The following is a 20,144-nucleotide window of genomic DNA, read 5'->3' as shown; positions in this document are numbered from 1 at the left end:
CGGAAAGAATACTGGCCAACGCTCTCGCGAAAAACGAGGCGGTGGGCGTCAGAAACAGAGCGCTTTATGCGCTGGCAAGGTACGCAACGGCGACACTGGGTCAGGCGGTCGGCCGACCACAATGTCACTTGCGACGTTCAAAGACAGCTATAACTCGTTGTAGTTCTTCGATTTTCTTATAAATCTACAGCTCTGATATGCTTTCCGGCCGCAGGCGGAGATAGCACCATGCAACTCATTGATATCGGCGTCAACCTGACCAACCCCAGTTTCGACGAGAAGCACCTGGCCGTTCTCGAGCGAGCCTATGCCGCTGGCGTACAGCAATTGGTACTCACCGGCACCAGCGTCGACGGCAGTGAGCAGGCCCTGGAACTGTGTTTGAAACTCGATGAAAGCGGCCAGCGCCTGTTCAGTACGGCCGGCATCCACCCGCATTCCGCCAGTGACTGGAACGGCGACAGCGCCCAGCGTTTGCGCGGCCTGCTCAGTGAAAGCCGCGTGCGTGCCGTGGGCGAATGCGGGCTGGACTTCAATCGCGACTTTTCCCCACGCCCGCAGCAGGAGAAAGTCCTGGAAGAGCACTTGGCCCTGGCCGTCGAGTTGAAACTCCCGGTATTTCTGCATGAACGCGACGCCAACCAACGCCTGCTGGAAATCCTCAAGGACTACCGCGACCACCTCACCGCCGCCGTGGTGCACTGCTTCACCGGCGAACAGTCGGCATTGTTCAGCTACCTCGACCTCGACTTGCACATCGGCATCACCGGTTGGATCTGCGACGAACGCCGTGGGACACACTTGCACCCGCTTGTGAGGGAAATTCCCCGTGGCCGTCTGATGCTGGAAAGCGACGCCCCCTACCTGCTGCCACGCACCCTGCGGCCGAAACCAAAAAACGGCCGCAACGAACCGGCCTACTTGCCGGAAGTACTGCGCGAAGTCGCGTTGCACCGCAACGAAAGCGTGGAAGACCTGGCCGCGCACAGCACCGCCAGCGCGCGCGCGTTTTTTGGCTTGCCTGCCGTGGATTGATGCGGCGCATTGACCCATGTCAAAACCGGCTTCCTGAGTAGCGGCACAATAATGGCACCTTGCCAATACTGTTTCCGCTATCAGAGAAAACCTTCCATGGGTGCCTGGCTTAGCAATATCTCGCTGAAGTACAAATTCTGGGCCGTCAACGCGGTCGCGTTCATCACCACCCTGCTGCTGGTGCTGTACGCCGTGCAGCTTGAACAACAGGCGCGCAGCGATGCGTCCCAGGCCTCGGCGCAGGCCCAGGCGCGATTGCTCAGTGCCTGGCCGGCGGAAAAGGCCCTGCCCACAGATGAGCACTGGCTGACATATGCACAAGGCCAGATCCCACAACGAGCTGACCAGGATCTTTCAGCCCTGAGCGGCGCCAACGGCTGGGTCGACCTCAACCGTATGCCGCTGTTTGGCGAGAACCCGCTGATGGGCGCCGAAGTGATCGCGCGCCCCGACGGCCAACAGGTCGCCGTGCTGGCCTATGCCCCCAGCCTGAGCCAGGTGTTCCGCGAACGCTTCGCCAACTATGCGGTGGCCGTATTGATTCTGATGCTGGCGATGCTCGGCGCTTCGCAGTTATTGATCCGCTTCCTGCTCAGCCAGCTCAATACCCTCAAGGACGTGATGCTGCACGTGGAGAAAACCGGCGACCTGTCGGCCCGTGTGCCCTTGGCCTGCAAGGACGAGGTCGGCCAGATGGCCAGCGCCTTCAACGCCATGCAAGCCGGCTACCAGCGGGTGGTCAATACGGTGGCACGCACCGCCCGGCAACTCGACGAGGGTGCCGCGCGGCTGGCCAGCAGCATGAACGAAGTGCAGCACGGCATGCTCGGCCAGCAAAGCGAGACCGACCAGGCCGCCACTGCTATCAACGAGATGACCGCCACCGTCTACCACATTGCTCAACATGCCGGTGCCACGCGCGACCTGTCCCAGACCGCCGACACCCTCGCCGGCAGCGGCCAGGAAGTGGTCACCCGCGTGCAACGCTCAATCGCCGGGCTGTCCACCGGCGTGCAACAGACCGCCGAAATGATCCAGAAACTGGCCGAGGACAGCCAGAAAATCAACGGTGTGGTCGGCGTGATCCACAGCATCGCCGAACAGACCAACCTGCTCGCGCTCAACGCCGCCATCGAAGCCGCGCGCGCCGGCGAAATGGGCCGGGGGTTCGCCGTGGTTGCCGACGAAGTGCGCAACCTGGCCAAGCGCGTGCAGAGCTCCACCGACGAAATCACCCGCATGGTCTCGGCGCTGCAAGCCGGCACGCGCGACGCAGTGGACTTCATGCAGGAAAGCTCGTTCAAGGCTGACGACTGCGTGCAACAAGCCCAGGAGGCCGGCGCCGCACTCGCCGAAATCACCGGCGCCGTGGCGCAAATGCGCGAAAGCAACACCCAGATCGCCGTCGCCGCCGAACAGCAAAGCCACGTCGCCGAAGAGATGAACCGCGCAGTGGTAAGCATCCGTGACGTGACCGAGAACACCGTGCAACAGACTGTGGACTCCGCGACGACCAGCAATGAACTGGCGACGCTGGCTGGAGAACTGAGTAAGGCGATCGGGCAGTTGAAACTGTAGGACTGTTCAACCTGTAGTCCCCACCCTACAACTAGGCCTCGGTGAACCTGAGGTTCTGCACGATGCAAAGGTATTGCAGCGGTCCTACGACCGCATACCTATTCTTACGTATCCGATGCACAGGGACGACCCTGACTGCGCTATTTTGACATGAGGGTAACCTGTCAAAAATCGCCCTCTATGACCCCCATAGCCAGCCCCAATTCGCCCCCTCACGCAACCCCACCTAGACTCTCTGCATGTTGTTTCAACGGACAGAGGATTCACCACCATGGGCAAACGTCATCCCAATCTCCCCGCCTGGCAATGGCGTAACTACCCGCAGAACCATCAACACCCGACCAACCTGGCGTTGCACCTGATTGCGGTGCCGCTGTTCATCATCGGGTTTCTGTTGATTGTGTCGGGGGTGTTCAGCCTGAGCCTGGCCAGCTTCGCCATTGGCGTTGTCGGCATTCTCGCCGGCCTGGCGCTGCAGCGTCATGGACATAGCCTGGAAGCCCAGGCCAGTGAGCCATTCAGTGATCGTAAAGACGCAGTGCAACGCCTGGTGGTCGAGCAGTTCGTGACCTTCCCGCGCTTTGTGCTGAGCGGCGGCTGGTGGCGTGCCTGGCGCCAGCGCCACCGGCATTGAGGTCAGGCGAAGACCACCACGGTCTGGCGGCTTAAGGCGATCAGCTCGCCGGTCGGGCCCCACAGTGCGGCAGCGGCATGGCCATAGCCGTCACGGGCGTGTTCGATGTTGACGTGGTATTGGCACCAGTCCAGGGTCGTCAGGTCCTGCAGCGGCTGGATAAATTCGATGGTCCACGTCAGGGTGCTGCCTGGCGCTGGCTTCTTGAGGTGCGGCAGCAAGGCCGGGGGCCAGGCATCGACCAGGGCGAGAATATGCGCCTCGGTCAGCGGTTCTTCTTTGACATCCCCACGCAATCGCACCCAACCGCCCATGTCGCGGGACTTATTACCGGTGAACGGCAAGCCGCCGACACTCCAGCGCATCGCCAGGTGGCGCATGAATTCAGGGGTGACCCCCTTGATATAGGGCAACTCCTGGCACTCATCCCAGTGCTTGAACACCGGCGGTGGCTCGCTCGCCACATCGATTTCCGACGCGCGAGACCCGCCGAAACTGGCCTGGACCAATGTCGCCACTTCACCGTTCTGCACCACACGGCCAAGCAATTGGCTGACCGCCTTGCCTTCGCGCAAGACTTCGACTTCATAACTGGCCGCTACGTCAGGCGCTACCGGGCCGACGAAAGTGATTGCCAGCGAGCGTAATGGGCGATCCGCCGGCACCTTGGCGCGTAACGCTTCGTACTGCAAGGCGGCGACCAGACCACCAAACGTGGCGCGGCCCTGGGCCCACTCGGCGGGAATGGTGACGTCCAGCGGGTGGTTTCGGGCGGCGTCGAGCAAATCACTAAAGCGCATGGCGACCTCACATCAAAAGAAACAGATGAAGGATCTTAACCATCGAGCCAGCAACGTACAGCGCTTATTCCGGCCAAAACCCGGACCGTTTTAGAAACAATCGGCGCTGAGCTTGTCCAGCACGCGGTCCGCCTGCCCTTGCGCCTTGGCCATGGTGCGATGCCACACGGCAACACACGGCTGCAAATCCGCCTGGTGTTCAGCCTGGGCCAGCCACTGCCAGCAGTCATGCCAGTCGCCCAGGGCACCTTGGGCCTTTTTCAGGCGCGACATGGCGTTGGCGGGCAGCTTGTCCAACTCGGGATAGGCCTCGGCGGCGTAACGCACGCGCTTGATCAACAAACGCAGGCGGTGGCGATCGTGCTCAGGATCCTTCAGGGCTTGATCAAGTTGGTGCCATTGCTTGGCCAGTCGTTTCTGGATTCGCGGACGCAGGCCCTTGAGCAATTTCTGATGTTCGCTGGCGCGGATAAACCGTGGGAATGCATCGAGAATCAGCAGCAAATGCGCAAGTTCTGCGCCTTGCGCCACATGGCGATACGCATCGGGTTGCAGGCGCATGCGCCGATCAGCGGCCTCGTGGTGGCCATGCGCGTGCAAATACGCCGCCAGCACCTCACGGTCACGCAGCGGCGTAGTCAATTGGCCGACCGCACGGGCGGCCGCCTCAACCTGTTCCACCCCGGGCAGCCCGCGCAAGGGGCGCAACAGGCTGCGCAGGCGGCGCACAGTAGTGCGCAGGTCGTGCAGGGATTCATCGTCGGTGACGGCAGCGAGGCGAGCCTGGCAGCTCAGTAACCCTACTTCCAGGCCAATGACCTGAGCGACTAACTGATCGACCAAAGCTGACATCCCTTCCCCCTTGACGATGAAAATCCCGGCTGGCTCACGCCAGCGTAGACGGCTTAGCGGCCGGCGCGCGACTCACGAATATAGAACCGCGCTTTCTCGGCCTTGTTGGAGCAGCCTTCAAACGCTTCGAATTGCTGTTGGGTCTTGGCGCCGGTCAACAAAGACAGGGCCTTGGAGTAGCTCACGGTGCCGGCAAAACCTTCAGCCTTGGCCAAGTCCAGTTCGTGCCACGCTGCATCCAGTTGCGTGCCGCAGCTGTCGCGGTACGCGGTTTTCCCGGCACAACCGGCCAGGGCCAACACGATCACAGGCACACACATCCAGGCTTTCATTGATGACACCTCAAATAAAGAAAAACAGTCGTACGCTGTAGACGTTTCCTGCAAGGAAAAGTGCCTTATCAGTCAACCTGAAATCGAACTCGCCTATTGCCAGAGCATACCCGAGCTGCATGGCTTTCCTGGAAAAATACTGCATGCCCGCACGAAGATTGAAGCCACCCCCTCAAAAGGTGCATTGTGGGTGCTTGCCTAGGGGAGGACATCGACCATGAAAAAGCGTGTTGCCTTGGTGCTGGGCTCCGGTGGGGCGCGGGGCTACGCCCATATCGGGGTGATCGAGGAAATCGAACGGCGCGGCTACGACATTGCCTGTATCGCCGGCTGCTCCATGGGCGCTGTGGTCGGCGGGATCTACGCCGCCGGCAAGCTGGACGAATATCGCAACTGGATTGAGAGCCTCGACTACCTCGATGTATTGCGCCTGGTGGACGTGAGCTTTCGCCTCGGCGCGATTCGCGGCGAGAAAGTCTTCGGGCAGATCCGCAAGATCGTCGGCGAGATCAATATCGAAGCGCTGCGCATCCCTTACACCGCCGTCGCCACTGACCTGACCAACCAGCAGGAGATCTGGTTCCAGGAGGGCTGCCTGCACCAGGCCATGCGCGCCTCGGCGGCGATCCCGAGCCTGTTCACCCCGGTGATGCAAGGCAACCGCATGCTGGTGGACGGCGGCCTGCTCAACCCGCTGCCTATCGTGCCGGTGGTGTCGAGCCATTGCGACTTGATCATTGCGGTCAACCTCAACGCCACCAATCAGAAGCACTACCAGTTGCCGGTGATCCAGCGTCCGCCGGCGTTCAAGAGCCGTTTCGACAGCCTGGTGAAGTCCCTCGGCTCGCACTTGCCGTTTCGCCGCAAACAGGCCGAGCAGTTGTTGAAGCTGGAGCAGGAAGCCCTGCAGGCCCAGGCGGCCGAGATCAACCCGTGGCTGGAGTCGGCCGAGCCGGAATCCCAGCAACCTGCCGCCGCGCCGGAAAAGGCCGGGGCACCGAAGTCGGCGACTGGCTCGTTCATCATCGACAACGTCGGCCCGGCGTCATTGCTGGACCTGATCAACCAAAGCTTCGAGGTGATGCAGACGTCGCTGGCGCAGTACAAGATCGCGGGCTACCCGCCGGATATCCTGATCAACGTGCCGAAGCGGGTGTGCCGGTTTTTCGAGTTCTACAAGGCGCCGGAGTTGATCGCGCTGGGGCGGGAAATTGCCAGTGACACGCTGGATCGGTATGAGAGTGAGCAGCGCTGACAGGTGGGTGGTAGCTGAGGGCCTCATCGCGGGCAAGCCCGGCTCCCACATTCAATCGAGTTCGCCCTCTGGAATGCGGACGAATGCAGGAACTGGCCTGCAAAAATGTCGTCCCCCGTCACAAAAACCAGACAAGCCCAGGCCCCACATTCAATCGAGCTCGCCCTCTGGAATGCGGACGAATGCAGGCGCTGGCTTGCCTGCGATGACGCCCGTCCAGGCGCCGATAAACTCAAGCATTCAACAACCGGTAACCCACCCCCGCCTCGGTCACGATAAATCGCGGCTGGGTCGGGTCATCCGCCAGTTTCTGGCGCAGATGGCCCACCACGATGCGCAGGTAGTGGCTGTCATCGGTGTGGGTCGGGCCCCAGATATCCTTGAGCAGTTGCTGCTGGGTAATCACCCGCCCCGGATGCCGCGCCAGTTGCGCGAGCACCGCGTATTCCTTGCGGGTCAGCGCCACTTCGACGCCGTCCAGCAGCACGCGGCGGTAGGCCAGGTCGACGGTCAAGGGGCCAAACCGCAACGCCGCTTCCTGGGCTTCCCCCGCCGGGGCCTGGCGCAGTAGCGCGCGCACGCGGGCGAGGAATTCCTGGATGCCGAAAGGTTTGGTCACGTAGTCATTGGCGCCACCGTCGAGGGCCTCGACCTTTTGCCCTTCGCTGGCCCGCACCGACAACACCAGGACCGGCACCATCGACCATTCGCGAAACTCGCGCAGCACCTGCTGGCCGTCCATGTCAGGCAGGCCGAGGTCGAGCACCAGCAAGTCCGGCTTGCTCAACGCCGCCTGGGCCAAGCCCTCGTTGCCGGTGCCGGCCTCGATCACTTTGTAGCCCTGGGAGGCCAGGCTGATGCGCAAGAACTTGCGGATCTGCGGTTCGTCATCAATGACCAAAATCGTCGCGGTCTGGCTCATGGTGTCCAATCAAATTCCGTGGAGAAAAGAGGGTAGCTCACGGCTCGCCTTCCAGGCCAGGCTGGGTCGGCAGCGGCAGGAATAAAGTGATGCAGGTGCCGCGCCCGTCGATGCCATCGGCCACGCTGATATGCCCACCATGGGCACCAACCATGCCCTGGCAGATCGCCAGGCCCAGCCCCGTGCCCTGCCCGCCGCGATCGCCTCGGGCGGCGGTGTAGAACATATCGAAAATCTTCGCACGCTCCTCCTCGGGAATCCCCGGGCCCTCATCGGCCACCGCAAAAACAGCTGGTTGTCAGAGACACCGGCGCTGAGCTGCAAACGGCCCTGGGGCGGCGAAAAGCGCGCGGCGTTTTCCAGCACATTGACCAGCGCCTGCTCGATCAACGCGGCATGCACATACAGCAACGGCAACTCCGCCGGCACCTGGGTGCTGACCTGCAGCGGCGCCAATACGGCACGCAAACGCCCGAGTGCGCTGCCGACGATGTCGCCCGGCGACACCCAATCGCGCGCCAGCTTCAGGGCGCCGTGGCCGAGGCGCGTCATGTCGAGCAGGTTCTGGATGTAACGGTCGAGGCGCTCGGCCTCATCGCGGGTACCTTCGAGCAATTCGCGGCGATCCTCCAGCGGGATCGCCTCACCGAGCGCCAGCAGGCTGTCGATACTGCCGCGCATGGACGTCAACGGCGTGCGCAAATCATGCGACACCGAGGCCAGCAACGCGCTGCGCAGTTGCTCGGTTTCGCCGTGCAGGCGCGCCGACTCCAGCTCCTGCGCCAGTTGCGCCCGCGCCAGCGCCTGGGCCAGTGGCTGGCTCAGCGCAGTGAGCAAGCGGCGGCGTTGGCCACTCAACTCCCGGCCGGGCTTGGCACTCACCCCGAGCAAGCCCAAGGGCCCCTCCTCACTCGACAGCGGCCACCACCACCAACGACCGAACGGCAAGGTGCCGGTGCCCATGCCTGCTGGCTGGTCATGCTGCCAGGCCCAGTCCGCGGCAGCGCGTTCGGCTTCGGTGAGGGTCAATGGGCCACCGGTCTCGACCTTCCAGCCGCCCTGGCCATCGCGATTGACCAGGCACAGGTCCAGGTCGCTCCAACCTTCCAGATGATGCGCCGCCGCACTGATCACCGCCTGCCGATCGGTGGCGGCCGTGAGTTTGCGCGACAGGTCGAGCAATTCGCTGGTTTCTTCCTGGGTATCGCGCAACGCCTGCAACTGCCGGCGCTGGCGGGCAGCCAGGTTACCCGTGAGCGCGGCCATGAGCAGGAAGAACAGCAGGGTCAGCACGTCCTCTTCGCGCTGGATGGCGAAGGAAAAATTCGGTGGGATAAACAGAAAGTCGTACGTCAGGAACGACAGCGCGGCACACACCAGCGACGGCCCGAGACTGCTGCGCACCGCCACCAGCAACACGGCGGCGAGAAACACCAGGGAAATATTCGGCAGCGGCAACACACTGGACACCGCCCAGGCCACAGCCGCAGCCACCACGGTGGCGAGCACCGCCAAAGCGTAGTCAAACCACACCAAGCCGCGCACATCCGGCAGACGCGGCGGTGCGGGGATGTCGTCGCTGTCGAGCACGTTGATTTCCAGGCCCCGCGCATTGCGCAACAGCCGTGCGGCCAGGCCACCACCGAACACGCGGCGGCGCCAGCGCATCCGCGATTGCCCAACCAATACCAGGCTGGCACGGCGTTCGGCGGCATGCTGGATCAAGGTCTTGGCCACCTCCCCCGCACGCAGCAGCACCACTTCCCCGCCCAGGCGCTCGGCCAGTTGCTGGGCGTTTTGCAGACGCAGGCGCGACTGCTCATCGCGCGCGCGGCCGTTATCGATATGCACCAGGCTCCACGGCAAATGCCGGCGCTGGGCCACGCGACTGGCATGACGCACCAGGCGCTCGGCCTGCGCATCGCCATCCACGCCGACCAGCAAACGACCGCGCACCGCTGGCGCAGCCTGGCCAAGTTGGCGATAGCCCTGGGCCAAATCGTCATCGACGTGGGCGGCGGCGGTCTGCATCGCCAGCTCGCGCAACGCCATCAGGTTGGTCTGGGTAAAAAACGCATCGATGGCCGCGCGAGCCTGCTCCGGCACATAGACTTTGCCGTCGCGCAGGCGCTCCAGCAGTTCGCGCGATGGCAGGTCGATCAGCAGCAGTTCATCCGCCTCTTGCAGCACCCAGTCCGGCAGGGTTTCGCGCACCTGCACGCCGGTGATGCCACGCACCTGATCGTTCAGGCTTTCCAGGTGCTGGACGTTGACCGTGGTAAACACGTTGATGCCCGCGGCGAGCAGTTCCTGGATGTCTTGCCAGCGTTTTTCATGCCGGCTGCCGGGGGCATTGCTGTGGGCCAGTTCGTCGACCAGCACCAGCTTGGGCTTGGCGGCGAGCAGGCCATCGAGATCCATTTCCTCGAGCATCACGCCGCGGTATTCCGTGCGCAACAATGGCTGCTGCGGCAGGCCGCTGAGCAAGGCTTCAGTCTCGGCGCGCCCGTGGGTTTCGACCACGCCGGCGATCAGCCGCACCCCCTGGCGCAACTGCGTGTGCGCCGCCTGGAGCATGGCGTAGGTCTTGCCCACTCCCGGCGCGGCGCCGAGGAAGACTTTGAGCCGGCCACGGCCATCCCGGGGCAGATCGGCTAAGAGGGCGTCGGCGCGGCCGGAGTCGCTCATGCGCGAGGGTTCCTTCAGGTATTCATAGGGAGTCTGTCACGCCGTCATCGCGGGCAAGCCCGCTCCCACGTTAGGCATGCATACCCTGTGGGAGCAGGCTTGCCCGCGATGACGGCACCACCGCTTACAATTTTTCCAGGGCCATGTTCAGCGCCAGCACATTCACCACCGGCGGGCCTACCAGCGGGCTTTCGATGTGTTCATCGAGCAAGCGCTGCAAGGTCGACACCGGCACATTCCGCGCCGCCGCCACTCGCGCCAGTTGATAGGCAATTGCCGCAGGTGGCAAGTGTGGATCAAGACCGCTGCCAGAGGTAGTCAGCGAAGCCAGAGGCACAGGGCCCTGGGCGGGCACCAACTGTTTATTCGCGTCGTCGAACACACGGGTGGCCAATGCCGGGTTGCTTGGGCCCAGGTTACTGGCGCTGCTGGAAACCGTGGCAAACGCGCCGGCCGATGGCCGTGGGTGGAACCAGTTGTCGCCGGTAAAATCCTGGGCGATCAGACTGGAACCACGCACTTTGCCGCTGTCGTCGCGCACCAGACTGCCATTGGCCTGGTCCGGGAACGCCACTTGGGCGACGCCAGTCACTACCAGCGGGTAAGCGACGCCAGTGATCAGGGTCATGAGCACCAGCAGGCTCAGGGCCGGACGGATCATGTTAGACATTGCACATTCCTCACATTGAATCATCACGACCTGTAGGAGCCGGAGGACGCTTGGTCCTTGCCGGTGATGACGAAGGGTCAGTCGGACCGCATCGGACCCATCGCCGGCAAGCCGGCTCCTACCAGGGTTGGGGTTACACCAGGTGCAGCGCAGTCAGCAGCATGTCGATCGCCTTGATGCCCACGAACGGCACCAGGATCCCGCCCAGCCCATAGATCAACAGGTTGCGGCGCAGCAACGCCGCGGCATTCGCCGCCTGCACACGCACACCTCGCAGGGCCAGGGGAATCAGCACCACGATGATCAAGGCGTTGAACACAATCGCCGACAGAATCGCGCTCTGCGGGCTCTGCAGGTGCATCACGTTGAGCACGCCCAGTTGCGGGTAGATCGAGGCGAACAGCGCCGGCAGGATCGCGAAGTACTTGGCCACGTCGTTGGCGATAGAGAACGTGGTCAGCGCACCGCGCGTCACCAGCAACTCTTTGCCGATCTGCACCACGTCGAGCAGCTTGGTCGGGTCGCTGTCGAGGTCGACCATGTTGGCCGCCTCGCGTGCGGCCTGGGTGCCGTCGTTCATCGCCATGCCGACGTCAGCCTGGGCCAGCGCCGGGGCATCGTTGGCACCGTCGCCGCACATCGCGACCAGGCGACCGTCATTCTGTTCGTGGCGGATGCGCGCGAGTTTTTTCTCCGGAGTAGCCTCGGCCAGCACGTCATCCACGCCCGCTTCGGCGGCAATCGCGGCGGCGGTCAGCGGGTTGTCACCGGTGACCATCACGGTGCGGATGCCCAGCTTGCGCAGCTCGGCGAAACGCTCGCGAATGCCGGGCTTGACCACGTCCTTGAGGTGGATCGCGCCCAGCAGCTTGCCATCGGCACACACCAGCAACGGGGTGCCGCCGCTCTGGGCGATCTTGTCGATTTCCCGCGACAGCGCAGGGGCAAGGTCGCGACGTTGCTGGCCGATAAACGCCAGCAGCGAGTCCACTGCGCCTTTGCGGAACACGCGGCCCTGGTAGTCGACACCGGACAAGCGGGTTTCAGCACTGAACGGTACGGCGGTCAGCTCATCCAGGGATGGCTCGGCCTGGGGGTGCAAGGCACGCAGGTATTCGACGATGGATTTACCTTCCGCCGTGTCGTCCGCAAGTGACGCCAGCAGCGCGCCTTCGGCCAAGTCCCGGCCGCTGACACCAGGCGCCGCGACCACCGCCGCACAACGACGGTTACCGAAGGTGATGGTGCCGGTCTTGTCGAGCAGCAACACATGCACGTCGCCCGCCGCTTCCACGGCGCGGCCAGACTTGGCGATCACGTTGAGGCGCACCAGGCGGTCCATGCCGGCGATGCCGATGGCCGACAACAAGCCGCCGATGGTGGTAGGAATCAGGGTCACCAGCAGTGCGACCAAGAACACCAGCGGCAAGCTGCCATTGGCAAAGTGGGCGAACGGCTGCAGGGTCACCACCACCAACAGGAAGATCAAGGTCAGGCCGATCAGCAGGATATCCAGCGCGACTTCATTGGGGGTTTTCTGGCGTTTTGCGCCTTCCACCAACGCAATCATGCGGTCCAGGGTCGACTCGCCAGGGTTGACAGTGATGCGGATCAGCAGCCAGTCCGACACCAGGCGCGTATTGCCGGTAACGGCCGAGCGGTCGCCGCCGGACTCGCGGATCACCGGTGCGGATTCGCCGGTGATCGCCGCCTCGTTGACCGCGGCGATGCCTTCGATGACCTCGCCGTCACCGGGGATCATTTCCCCGGCGGTGACGCGCACGACATCGCCTTTGCGCAGGCTGGCGGCCGGCACGACCTTGAAGCTGCCATCGGCCTCCTTGCGGCGTGCGCTGAGGCCTTCGCTGCCGGCCTTCAGGCTGTCAGCGCGGGCCTTGCCACGACCTTCGGCCAAGGCCTCGGCGAAGTTGGCGAACAGCACGGTGAACCACAGCCACACGGCAATCTGCACGGCGACGAAGGTCGGCACTGCCGTGTCGGGCACAAAGCACAACACGGTGGTGAGGATGGCGGTCAACTCGACCACCAGCATCACTGGCGAGCGTTGCAGCTGGCGCGGGTCCAGCTTGACGAAGGCCTGGACCAGCGCCGGGCGCCACAGGGCGGACATCGCGGTTTTTGGCGGTTCCTGGGTGTTCACCGGAGCCGCGTTTTTTGCAGGCATATTCATTTTCATATCCCCTTAGAAGCCCATGCTCAAGTGTTCAGCGATAGGGCCCAGTGCCAGCGTCGGCAGGAAGGTCAGGCCGCCCACCAGCAAAATGGTCACGGTCAACAGGGTCACGAACAGCGGGCCATGGGTCGGGAAGCTGTTCTGGCCGATCGGTGCGGTCTTCTTCATCGCCAGGCTGCCGGCCAGGGCCAGTACCGGGAGGATGTAGCCGAAGCGGCCGATCAACATGCCCAGGCCCAGCATCAAGTTATGGAACGCGGTGTTGGCGCTGAAGCCGCCAAATGCCGAGCCGTTGTTGGCGCTGGCCGAGGTGTAGGCGTAGAGCAACTGACTGAAACCGTGGGGCCCGGGGTTGCTGATGGCACCGGCCGGACCCGGCAGGCTGGCGGCGATAGCGCCCAGCACAAGCACGCCGACTGGCATCACCAGCAGGGTCACCACCAGCAATTGCACTTCCTTGGCCTGGAGTTTCTTGCCGAGGTATTCCGGAGTGCGGCCGATCATCAGGCCGGCAAGGAACACCGCGATCAAGACGTTGAGCAACATGCCGTACATGCCAGCACCGACGCCGCCGAAGATCACTTCGCCGACCATCATGTTGACCAGCGCCACCATCCCACTGAGAGGGTTGAGGCTGTCCTGCATGCCGTTGACCGAGCCGTTGGACGCCGCCGTCGTCGTCACCGACCACAGCACGGTACCGGTGGTACCGAAGCGTGCCTCTTTACCTTCCAGTGGTGCGGTTTGCTCCACGGCCGGATTGTTGAGGGTTGGGTTAGGCTGGTATTCGGCCCACAGCGAGGTCGCGCCGCCGATGATGAACAACGCCAGCATGCAGCCGAGAATCGCGCGGCTCTGACGCAGGTCCTTCACGTAATGGCCGAAGGTGAAGACCAGCGCCACCGGGATCAGGATGATCGACGCCAACTCGAACAGGTTGGCCCAGGCAGTCGGGTCTTCAAACGGGTGCGCCGAGTTGACGCCGAAGAAGCCGCCACCGTTGGTGCCCAATTGCTTGATCGCAATCTGGCTGGCGGCAGGCCCCAGGGGGATCACTTGATCCACGCCTTGCATGGTCACGGCATCCACATAATGCGCGAAGGTTTGCGGCACGCCCTGCCACACCAGGAACAATGCCAGCACCAGGCACAGCGGCAGCAGGCCGTAGAGGGTCGCCCGAGTCATATCGACCCAGAAGTTACCCAATGTCTTGGTGGATTTGCGACCAATCCCACGGCACAGAGCGACCAGGACTGCCAAACCGGTGGCCGCACTGACGAAGTTCTGCACGGTCAGGCCCACCATCTGGCTGAGGTAACTCAGGGACGCCTCACCGCTGTAGGACTGCCAATTGGTGTTGGTCATGAAACTGACCGCGGTGTTGAAGGCCAGGGTCCATTCCTGACCCGGCAATTTCTGCGGGTTCAGCGGGAGATAGTCCTGGAACAACAGGATCGCGAACAACAGCAAGAAACCTGCGAGGTTGAACGCGAGCAAGGCCAGCGTGTATTTCTGCCAGCTCTGTTCCTGATGCTCGTCAACGCCCGACAGGCGATAACACGCGCGCTCGACGGGGCCGAACACCGGCGTGAGCCAGGTGCGCTGGCCTTCCATCACCTTGTAGTAGAACCGCCCCAGGAACGGTGCCGGCACCAGCACCACGGCAAAGAAGGCGATGATCAGCCAATAGTCATAACTGTGCATAGCCCTGCTCCTAGTTCCGATCCGCGCGTAACAGCGCAACCAGCAGATAAATGAACAGTGCCACGGCCAATAGCAGTGACACCCCGTCCAGAACGCTCATGGAAGTCTCTCCGTTTAGCGGCGAGTGCCGCGTGTGGGGCAATTGTCGGCAGGAGGGGCGTAAAGGAACGAGAGCGAGGGTGTGGCTGGGGCGTAAAGACGGCGTAAAGAGTGGGTTTATGCGGGGTTTACAGGGGGATTTGTGGGGAATTTGAGGGCCTCATTGCGGGCAAGCCCACTCCCACACTTGACCGTGCTTGATCTGGAAAGACTCGGTCCCCTGTGTTTAAGCAGAAAAAGACACGGCCGCCCGTGGGAGCGGGCTTGCCCGCGATGGCGGCAGCTCAAGCACCACCGCACTTATCTGGTGCGACACCGGCAAAATTCAAACGCCAAACCATCCCCCACGCGACAGTAACGCGGCTTTACGACAACGATCCTCAGGCTGGCATGGCCGCTGCAACACCTTGAATCATTCCAAACGGTTCAGGGAGAGCAACATCATGAACACACAACTCAAACCCACCTTGGGCACCCTGCACTTATGGGGCATCGCGGTCGGGCTGGTGATTTCCGGCGAGTACTTCGGCTGGAGCTATGGCTGGGGTGTTGCCGGGACCCTGGGCTTCCTGGTGACCTCATTGATGGTCGCGGCGATGTACACCTGCTTCATCTTCAGCTTCACCGAGCTAACTACCGCAATTCCTCACGCCGGTGGCCCATTTGCCTACAGCCGTCGTGCCTTTGGTGAGAAAGGCGGATTAATCGCCGGCCTCGCCACCTTGATCGAGTTTGTTTTTGCGCCACCCGCCATCGCCTTGGCCATCGGCGCCTACCTCAACGTACAGTTTCCCGCACTCGACCCGAAACACGCCGCCGTCGGCGCCTATATCGTGTTCATGGGCCTGAATATCCTCGGCGTGAAACTCGCCGCCACCTTCGAGCTGGTGGTGTGCGTACTCGCCGTCGCCGAACTGCTGGTGTTCATGGGCGTGGTCGCCCCCGCCTTCAGCTTCAGCAACTTCGCCCTGAACGGCTGGGCCGGTTCCGACACCTTCGGCGCCCCGGCGATTGCCGGGATGTTTGCCGCGATTCCGTTCGCCATCTGGTTCTTCCTCGCCATCGAAGGCGCGGCCATGGCAGCCGAGGAAGCGAAAGATCCGAAGCGCACCATTCCAAAAGCCTACATCAGCGGCATCCTCACCCTGGTGATCCTGGCCATGGGCGTGATGTTCTTTGCGGGCGGCGTGGGCGACTGGCGCACCCTGTCGAACATCAACGATCCGTTGCCGCAGGCGATGAAAACCGTGGTGGGCGACAGCTCCGGCTGGCTGCACATGTTGGTGTGGATCGGCCTGTTTGGTCTGGTCGCCAGTTTCCACGGGATCATCCTCGGTTACTCGCGCCAGTTCTTTGCCCTTGCCCGCGCCGGGTACCTGCCGTCTTTCCTCGCCAAACTGTCGCGCTTTCAGACACCTCACCGGGCAATCATTGCCGGTGGCGTGGTAGGCATCGCCGCAATCTACAGCGACGGCCTGATCAACCTCGGTGGCATGACGCTGACCGCAGCGATGATCACCATGGCCGTGTTCGGCGCCATCGTGATGTACATCATGAGCATGCTCAGCCTGTTCAAATTGCGTAAGACCGAACCGCTGCTGGAACGCACCTTCCGCGCGCCGGGCTACCCGATCGTGCCGGGTATTGCATTGGTGCTGGCGGTGGTCTGCCTGGTGGCCATGGCCTGGTTCAACGCGCTGATCGGCCTGATTTTCCTGGGCTTCATGCTGGCGGGCTTCATCTACTTCCAACTGACCGCGCAGGACCGCGCGGATGCACCGGCGGATGCGATGTTGACCGGGCTCTGATCTACTGGAGGCAGAACGGGCCTACACTGAACTAGTAAGAAAGCCTGTCACTCAAAGCAGTTATTACCGTGGGAAAACTCTCCCACGGCAATCTGCCTCAAGGAGAGCCTTATGCCGTGGTATGCATGGTTGATTTTAGTGGTAGCGATCGGGTCGATCGTCGGTGGGTTGATGATGCTGCGTGACAGCGCCAACAAGGTGGAACTCACCGACGAACAACGCAAGCGCGTCGCCGAGCGCAACGCCCAGGCGGATGCCAAGGACGCGCAGGATCGCTGAACCTTGGGGTTACTCCCAAGGCGCCTTGGCAATATGCAAACCGTGCTGCCCCTTGTAGGCAGCACGCTCCGGCTGGCTCCAGCCGTTCAGCAGCTCATCCTCCAGCTTATAGATCTCCACCCCCAGCGGACGGCACACCGTCAGCGGATCCTGTGCCTGCGGGCCCCACATCGGCAGCGATAAATCCCCGCCCGGGCACGTCGACAGCGCACACAGCAAATCAATCTCGGCAAAGAACTCCAGGTAGTCGCCCTTCTGCGCCGGGCACGCCTTCATGAAATACATGTCGTCATGATTCAGGCCCGTACACTGGAAAATATTCAGCACGTCATGCACATCGAACTCCGTAAGACCGTGCGGTAAAACCGCGCGGGTCAGGTTCGAATGGCAATGGTGGTGAAAGTCCTCACCGGTGAGCATGCGGTTGACGTAGGGATCGCATCGCGTACCAAGCAAATCGTGCAGGCGCCCGCCGTGTTCATCGATGCCGTAACTGGCGAGGCTGTCGTCTGTGATTGTCACCAAAGGCCTCAAAAATGGCAGGTTCGACCACAGGCGGTCATGGGTGCTGACATGGGCGCCCTGCAATTGACGAGTGCGCGCCGCCCATAGGCGCTCGCGAGGGTCGTTGGCGTTCCACACGTTGAAGTCGCCGACCTGCGGGCCGACCGGCGTAGTCACTCGAAACACATGCCCGGCCGGTACTTTCCACGCCCTGCCCGTTCGGATCGGCACCTCGAACTGCTCGACCAGCGTGCGCTGGCTCACCTTGTCGCGAATCCGCTCATAGAATGCAGTGTCGACCTGCAGTGCTGAACCTTTGCTGACCTGATAAGCGGCCGGATAGTCTTTGTACATGATGCGGATCCTCAATCAGGAGTGGTCGAACAGGACCAGGGACAGACGCTCCGAATCATCCAGGTAAAGACTCATCGCCTCCCCTGCCGCCGGCTTGTCTCCTCGGGCCAATAAGGAGTAAATCTCGCGATCGCGCTCCAACCAGGGCGACTGGAAACGCTGCTCATCCGGCGCCGCGCAAAACACCAGACGCAACTGGGCAATCACCTGGGCAAAAAACTCATCGAACAACGGGCTGCGCATCAACCCGACAATCTGCTGATGGAACACCAGGCTGTGGGTCGCCACCGCACGCCAATCCTCGCGTTCGCGGGCCAAAGTGGTGGCGTCGATCGCGTCCTGCATACGTGCGGATTGATCCCGGGCAAGCGCACTGCTCTGGGCAATGGCCTGCAACTCCAGGGTGCGACGCACGACAAACAAATCGCGCACCTCAGCGCGTTCAAGCCGCCGGACCATCACGCCTTTATTGCGCACGTAACGGGTGAGCCCTTCCTGGCCCAAGCGATGCAGCGCTTCACGAATGGTATTGCGCGATGCGTTGTAGTGCTTCACCAACTCCCCCTCGACCAGCGCAACACCTGGCAACAGCCGCCCACCGATAATGTCGGCGCGCAGTTCGAGGGCAATCTGGTCGGCTAAAGACAGGCTGAGTACCATCAACACCTCACGATTGTTGAACAATCTTTGCTGTAGACGTAATCACGTTTCATGCCAACCCTTCAAACGTGGGGGTAAGTGTGTAAAGCCGTGTGAGATGGTTAAATACCGACCTGACCACGAGGCAGTCCTATGCGCTATTCACCAGACCACAAAGCCCAGACCCGACAGCGCATCATCAAGGAAGCCTCGGTACGCTTTCGCCGCGACGGCATCGGCGCGACCGGACTGCAGCCGCTGATGAACGCGCTGAGCCTCACGCACGGCGGGTTTTACGCCCACTTCACATCCAAGGACGAACTGGTGGAGAAGGCGCTGCAGGCCGCAGGGGCTCAGCTGGATGCCCATTGCGAGATGCTGTTCAGCCAGGAGCGCCCGCTGGAAGCCTTCATTGATAATTATCTGTCGCCGTGGCACCAGACCTCACCCGGAGAAGGATGCCCGCTGCCGACGATGTCGGCCGAACTCGGGCTGAGAGGCCAACCGAGTGCGACGACGGATGCGGTACTCGGAGCAAGGCTCAAGCAGATTGAAACGGCCCTGGGTGACGGGCGCGGCGATGCTGCTGGCCTGATGGTAATGTCGACACTGGTGGGAGCATTGGTGCTGGCCAGGAGTGTCGAAGATTCAGCGTTGGGCTTGCGGATTATGGAAGTCGTGCGAGAAAGCCTGAAGACGCTCCTCCTGGACGATAAAAAGGCCGGTCAATGACCGGCCTCTTTGTGGCTTAGTTGATTACCAACCTGTCGCGATTCTTCTCCATCAGCGCCTTGCCAATCCCCTTCACTTCCAGCAGCTCATCCACCGCCGTAAACGGGCCGTTGCTTTCACGGTAAGCGATGATCGCTTTCGCCTTTGCTGCACCGATGCCAAAGAGGTCGCGACGCAGGGTTTCAGCGTCGGCGGCGTTCAGATTGACCTTGGCGGCTTGCTCGGCATTGACGACTTGAGCAGTGATGGGGGCTGGGGCTTCGGCCTTGATGGAGGGGGCGGCAGTAGTGGTGACGGAGAGAGTGGTGAGGAAAGCGAAGATCAGGGAAGTAAGGTAGGTGTTTTGCATTTTGACGCTCCATGACATGCGTAAGAGAAAAAAGCAGCTTTTCCGAAGCTGCCTTTCTAACTTAGGCGATGTCTGGAAAGAGTCAAAAATGGGAAAGTTACAGAGTGTGAATAAGAACTTAGTTTGTATCAGACTTTTTCGATCCGGAGAATTTTGACATCGTCACTTCACCCTCAGCACTGATACCCTCTCGAATCAAAACTTTCTTGACGGTCATGAAAAGTATCTTGATATCCAGCCAAACAGAATGGTTATCCACATACCAGACATCCAGTTTAAATTTCTCCTCCCAGCTTAAAGAGTTTCGTCCATTCACCTGCGCCCAGCCGGTAATACCCGGCCTGACGTCATGACGTCGCGCTTGCTCCGCACTATAAAGTGGTAAGTACTCGTTTAATAATGGACGTGGGCCCACCAAGCTCATGTCGCCTTTGAGAACGCTCCAAAGTTCCGGAAGTTCATCCAAGCTACTGGCCCGTAGAAAATGACCAAAGGGTGTCATACGCTCGGCGTCGGGCAACGGGTTACCCGCGGAGTCTGTGGCGTCACGCATGCTGCGAAACTTGACCAGTTCGAAGGGCTTCGCGTTCAAACCGGGACGCGACTGCCGAAACACAACAGGAGCACCAAGATGCTTACGGACTTTCCAAGACGTCCACGCGATGACCGGAGAAAGTAAAATCAACGCCAGTGCGGAAAGGAGAATATCCATCAAT

Annotated in this window: 19 protein-coding genes and 1 pseudogene; 7 read left to right on the top strand and 13 right to left on the bottom strand. The window is 61.8% G+C overall.

Annotated elements, in window-relative coordinates:
* Positions 1 to 228: 228 nt before the first annotated feature.
* From JFU04_RS07755 to JFU04_RS07745, 3 genes are all read left to right on the top strand, one after another.
* Positions 229 to 1,035, top strand: coding sequence for a TatD family hydrolase (locus JFU04_RS07755; RefSeq protein ID WP_120447953.1), 807 nt, complete (start codon positions 229 to 231; stop codon positions 1,033 to 1,035).
* Between the two features lie 96 nt (positions 1,036 to 1,131).
* Positions 1,132 to 2,613, top strand: a complete 1,482-nt coding sequence (locus tag JFU04_RS07750) for a methyl-accepting chemotaxis protein (protein ID WP_201143794.1) — start codon at positions 1,132 to 1,134, stop codon at positions 2,611 to 2,613.
* A gap of 271 nt (positions 2,614 to 2,884) precedes the next feature.
* Positions 2,885 to 3,247, top strand: coding sequence for an Mpo1-like protein (locus JFU04_RS07745; RefSeq protein WP_065901754.1), 363 nt, complete (start codon positions 2,885 to 2,887; stop codon positions 3,245 to 3,247).
* Between the two features lie 2 nt (positions 3,248 to 3,249).
* Here JFU04_RS07745 and JFU04_RS07740 read toward each other — a convergent pair whose 3' ends face one another.
* From JFU04_RS07740 to JFU04_RS07730, 3 genes are all read right to left on the bottom strand, one after another.
* On the bottom strand, positions 3,250 to 4,047 hold the full coding sequence (locus JFU04_RS07740) for an acyl-CoA thioesterase (protein WP_201143793.1): 798 nt from the start codon (positions 4,045 to 4,047) through the stop codon (positions 3,250 to 3,252).
* Positions 4,048 to 4,137: 90 nt separating this feature from the next.
* Positions 4,138 to 4,899 carry a CHAD domain-containing protein gene (locus tag JFU04_RS07735; RefSeq protein WP_201143792.1) on the bottom strand — a complete coding sequence of 254 codons (762 nt, stop codon included), beginning with the start codon at positions 4,897 to 4,899 and terminating at the stop codon, positions 4,138 to 4,140.
* A 53-nt stretch (positions 4,900 to 4,952) separates the two neighbouring features.
* A complete protein-coding gene (locus JFU04_RS07730) occupies positions 4,953 to 5,231 on the bottom strand; it encodes a hypothetical protein (RefSeq protein WP_010176194.1) in 279 nt (92 codons plus the stop codon).
* Positions 5,232 to 5,448: 217 nt separating this feature from the next.
* Between JFU04_RS07730 and JFU04_RS07725 the strand changes: the two genes are divergently transcribed.
* On the top strand, positions 5,449 to 6,486 hold the full coding sequence (locus tag JFU04_RS07725; RefSeq protein WP_065901760.1) for a patatin-like phospholipase family protein: 1,038 nt from the start codon (positions 5,449 to 5,451) through the stop codon (positions 6,484 to 6,486).
* 232 nt (positions 6,487 to 6,718) lie between these two features.
* Here JFU04_RS07725 and JFU04_RS07720 read toward each other — a convergent pair whose 3' ends face one another.
* The 6 genes and pseudogenes from JFU04_RS07720 to kdpF form a co-directional block, all read right to left on the bottom strand.
* Positions 6,719 to 7,408, bottom strand: a complete 690-nt coding sequence (locus tag JFU04_RS07720) for a response regulator (protein ID WP_106805704.1) — start codon at positions 7,406 to 7,408, stop codon at positions 6,719 to 6,721.
* Between the two features lie 37 nt (positions 7,409 to 7,445).
* Positions 7,446 to 10,096: pseudogene (locus tag JFU04_RS07715) on the bottom strand (DUF4118 domain-containing protein).
* Between the two features lie 124 nt (positions 10,097 to 10,220).
* A complete protein-coding gene (kdpC, locus tag JFU04_RS07710) occupies positions 10,221 to 10,766 on the bottom strand; it encodes a potassium-transporting ATPase subunit KdpC (protein WP_065901764.1) in 546 nt (181 codons plus the stop codon).
* A gap of 133 nt (positions 10,767 to 10,899) precedes the next feature.
* Positions 10,900 to 12,957, bottom strand: coding sequence for a potassium-transporting ATPase subunit KdpB (kdpB, locus tag JFU04_RS07705; RefSeq protein WP_446739682.1), 2,058 nt, complete (start codon positions 12,955 to 12,957; stop codon positions 10,900 to 10,902).
* Positions 12,958 to 12,969: 12 nt separating this feature from the next.
* Positions 12,970 to 14,664 (bottom strand): potassium-transporting ATPase subunit KdpA, encoded by a 1,695-nt coding sequence (gene kdpA / locus JFU04_RS07700; protein ID WP_106804759.1) that lies wholly within the window; start codon positions 14,662 to 14,664, stop codon positions 12,970 to 12,972.
* Between the two features lie 10 nt (positions 14,665 to 14,674).
* Positions 14,675 to 14,764, bottom strand: coding sequence for a K(+)-transporting ATPase subunit F (gene kdpF / locus JFU04_RS07695; RefSeq protein ID WP_003218754.1), 90 nt, complete (start codon positions 14,762 to 14,764; stop codon positions 14,675 to 14,677).
* A gap of 442 nt (positions 14,765 to 15,206) precedes the next feature.
* Between kdpF and eat the strand changes: the two genes are divergently transcribed.
* Both eat and JFU04_RS07685 read left to right on the top strand, forming a co-directional pair.
* Positions 15,207 to 16,571, top strand: coding sequence for an ethanolamine permease (gene eat / locus JFU04_RS07690; RefSeq protein ID WP_065901771.1), 1,365 nt, complete (start codon positions 15,207 to 15,209; stop codon positions 16,569 to 16,571).
* 111 nt (positions 16,572 to 16,682) lie between these two features.
* On the top strand, positions 16,683 to 16,850 hold the full coding sequence (locus tag JFU04_RS07685) for a DUF2897 family protein (protein WP_012722955.1): 168 nt from the start codon (positions 16,683 to 16,685) through the stop codon (positions 16,848 to 16,850).
* A 9-nt stretch (positions 16,851 to 16,859) separates the two neighbouring features.
* Here the strand turns inward: JFU04_RS07685 and JFU04_RS07680 are convergent, their stop codons facing one another.
* Together JFU04_RS07680 and JFU04_RS07675 are read right to left on the bottom strand one after the other, a co-directional pair.
* Positions 16,860 to 17,708, bottom strand: a complete 849-nt coding sequence (locus JFU04_RS07680; protein WP_201143790.1) for an urea carboxylase-associated family protein — start codon at positions 17,706 to 17,708, stop codon at positions 16,860 to 16,862.
* A 15-nt stretch (positions 17,709 to 17,723) separates the two neighbouring features.
* Positions 17,724 to 18,368, bottom strand: coding sequence for a GntR family transcriptional regulator (locus JFU04_RS07675; RefSeq protein ID WP_201143789.1), 645 nt, complete (start codon positions 18,366 to 18,368; stop codon positions 17,724 to 17,726).
* 132 nt (positions 18,369 to 18,500) lie between these two features.
* Here JFU04_RS07675 and JFU04_RS07670 point away from each other — a divergent pair, with 132 nt between their 5' ends.
* On the top strand, positions 18,501 to 19,079 hold the full coding sequence (locus tag JFU04_RS07670; RefSeq protein ID WP_201143788.1) for a TetR/AcrR family transcriptional regulator: 579 nt from the start codon (positions 18,501 to 18,503) through the stop codon (positions 19,077 to 19,079).
* 16 nt (positions 19,080 to 19,095) lie between these two features.
* On the opposite strand, the gene JFU04_RS07665 is transcribed toward JFU04_RS07670, so the two are convergent.
* Positions 19,096 to 19,428, bottom strand: coding sequence for a ComEA family DNA-binding protein (locus JFU04_RS07665; RefSeq protein WP_065901777.1), 333 nt, complete (start codon positions 19,426 to 19,428; stop codon positions 19,096 to 19,098).
* Positions 19,429 to 19,546: 118 nt separating this feature from the next.
* The gene (locus JFU04_RS07660) at positions 19,547 to 20,140 is read right to left on the bottom strand and encodes a sugar transferase (protein ID WP_201146330.1); all 594 of its coding nucleotides are present in this window, start codon (positions 20,138 to 20,140) and stop codon (positions 19,547 to 19,549) included.
* Positions 20,141 to 20,144: the final 4 nt, after the last annotated feature.

This window comes from Pseudomonas sp. TH21, from assembly GCF_016651025.1.
GTDB lineage: Bacteria > Pseudomonadota > Gammaproteobacteria > Pseudomonadales > Pseudomonadaceae > Aquipseudomonas > Aquipseudomonas aylmerensis.
Note: the sequence above shows the minus strand (reverse complement) of the source record. Positions and strands in the feature narration are given on the sequence as shown.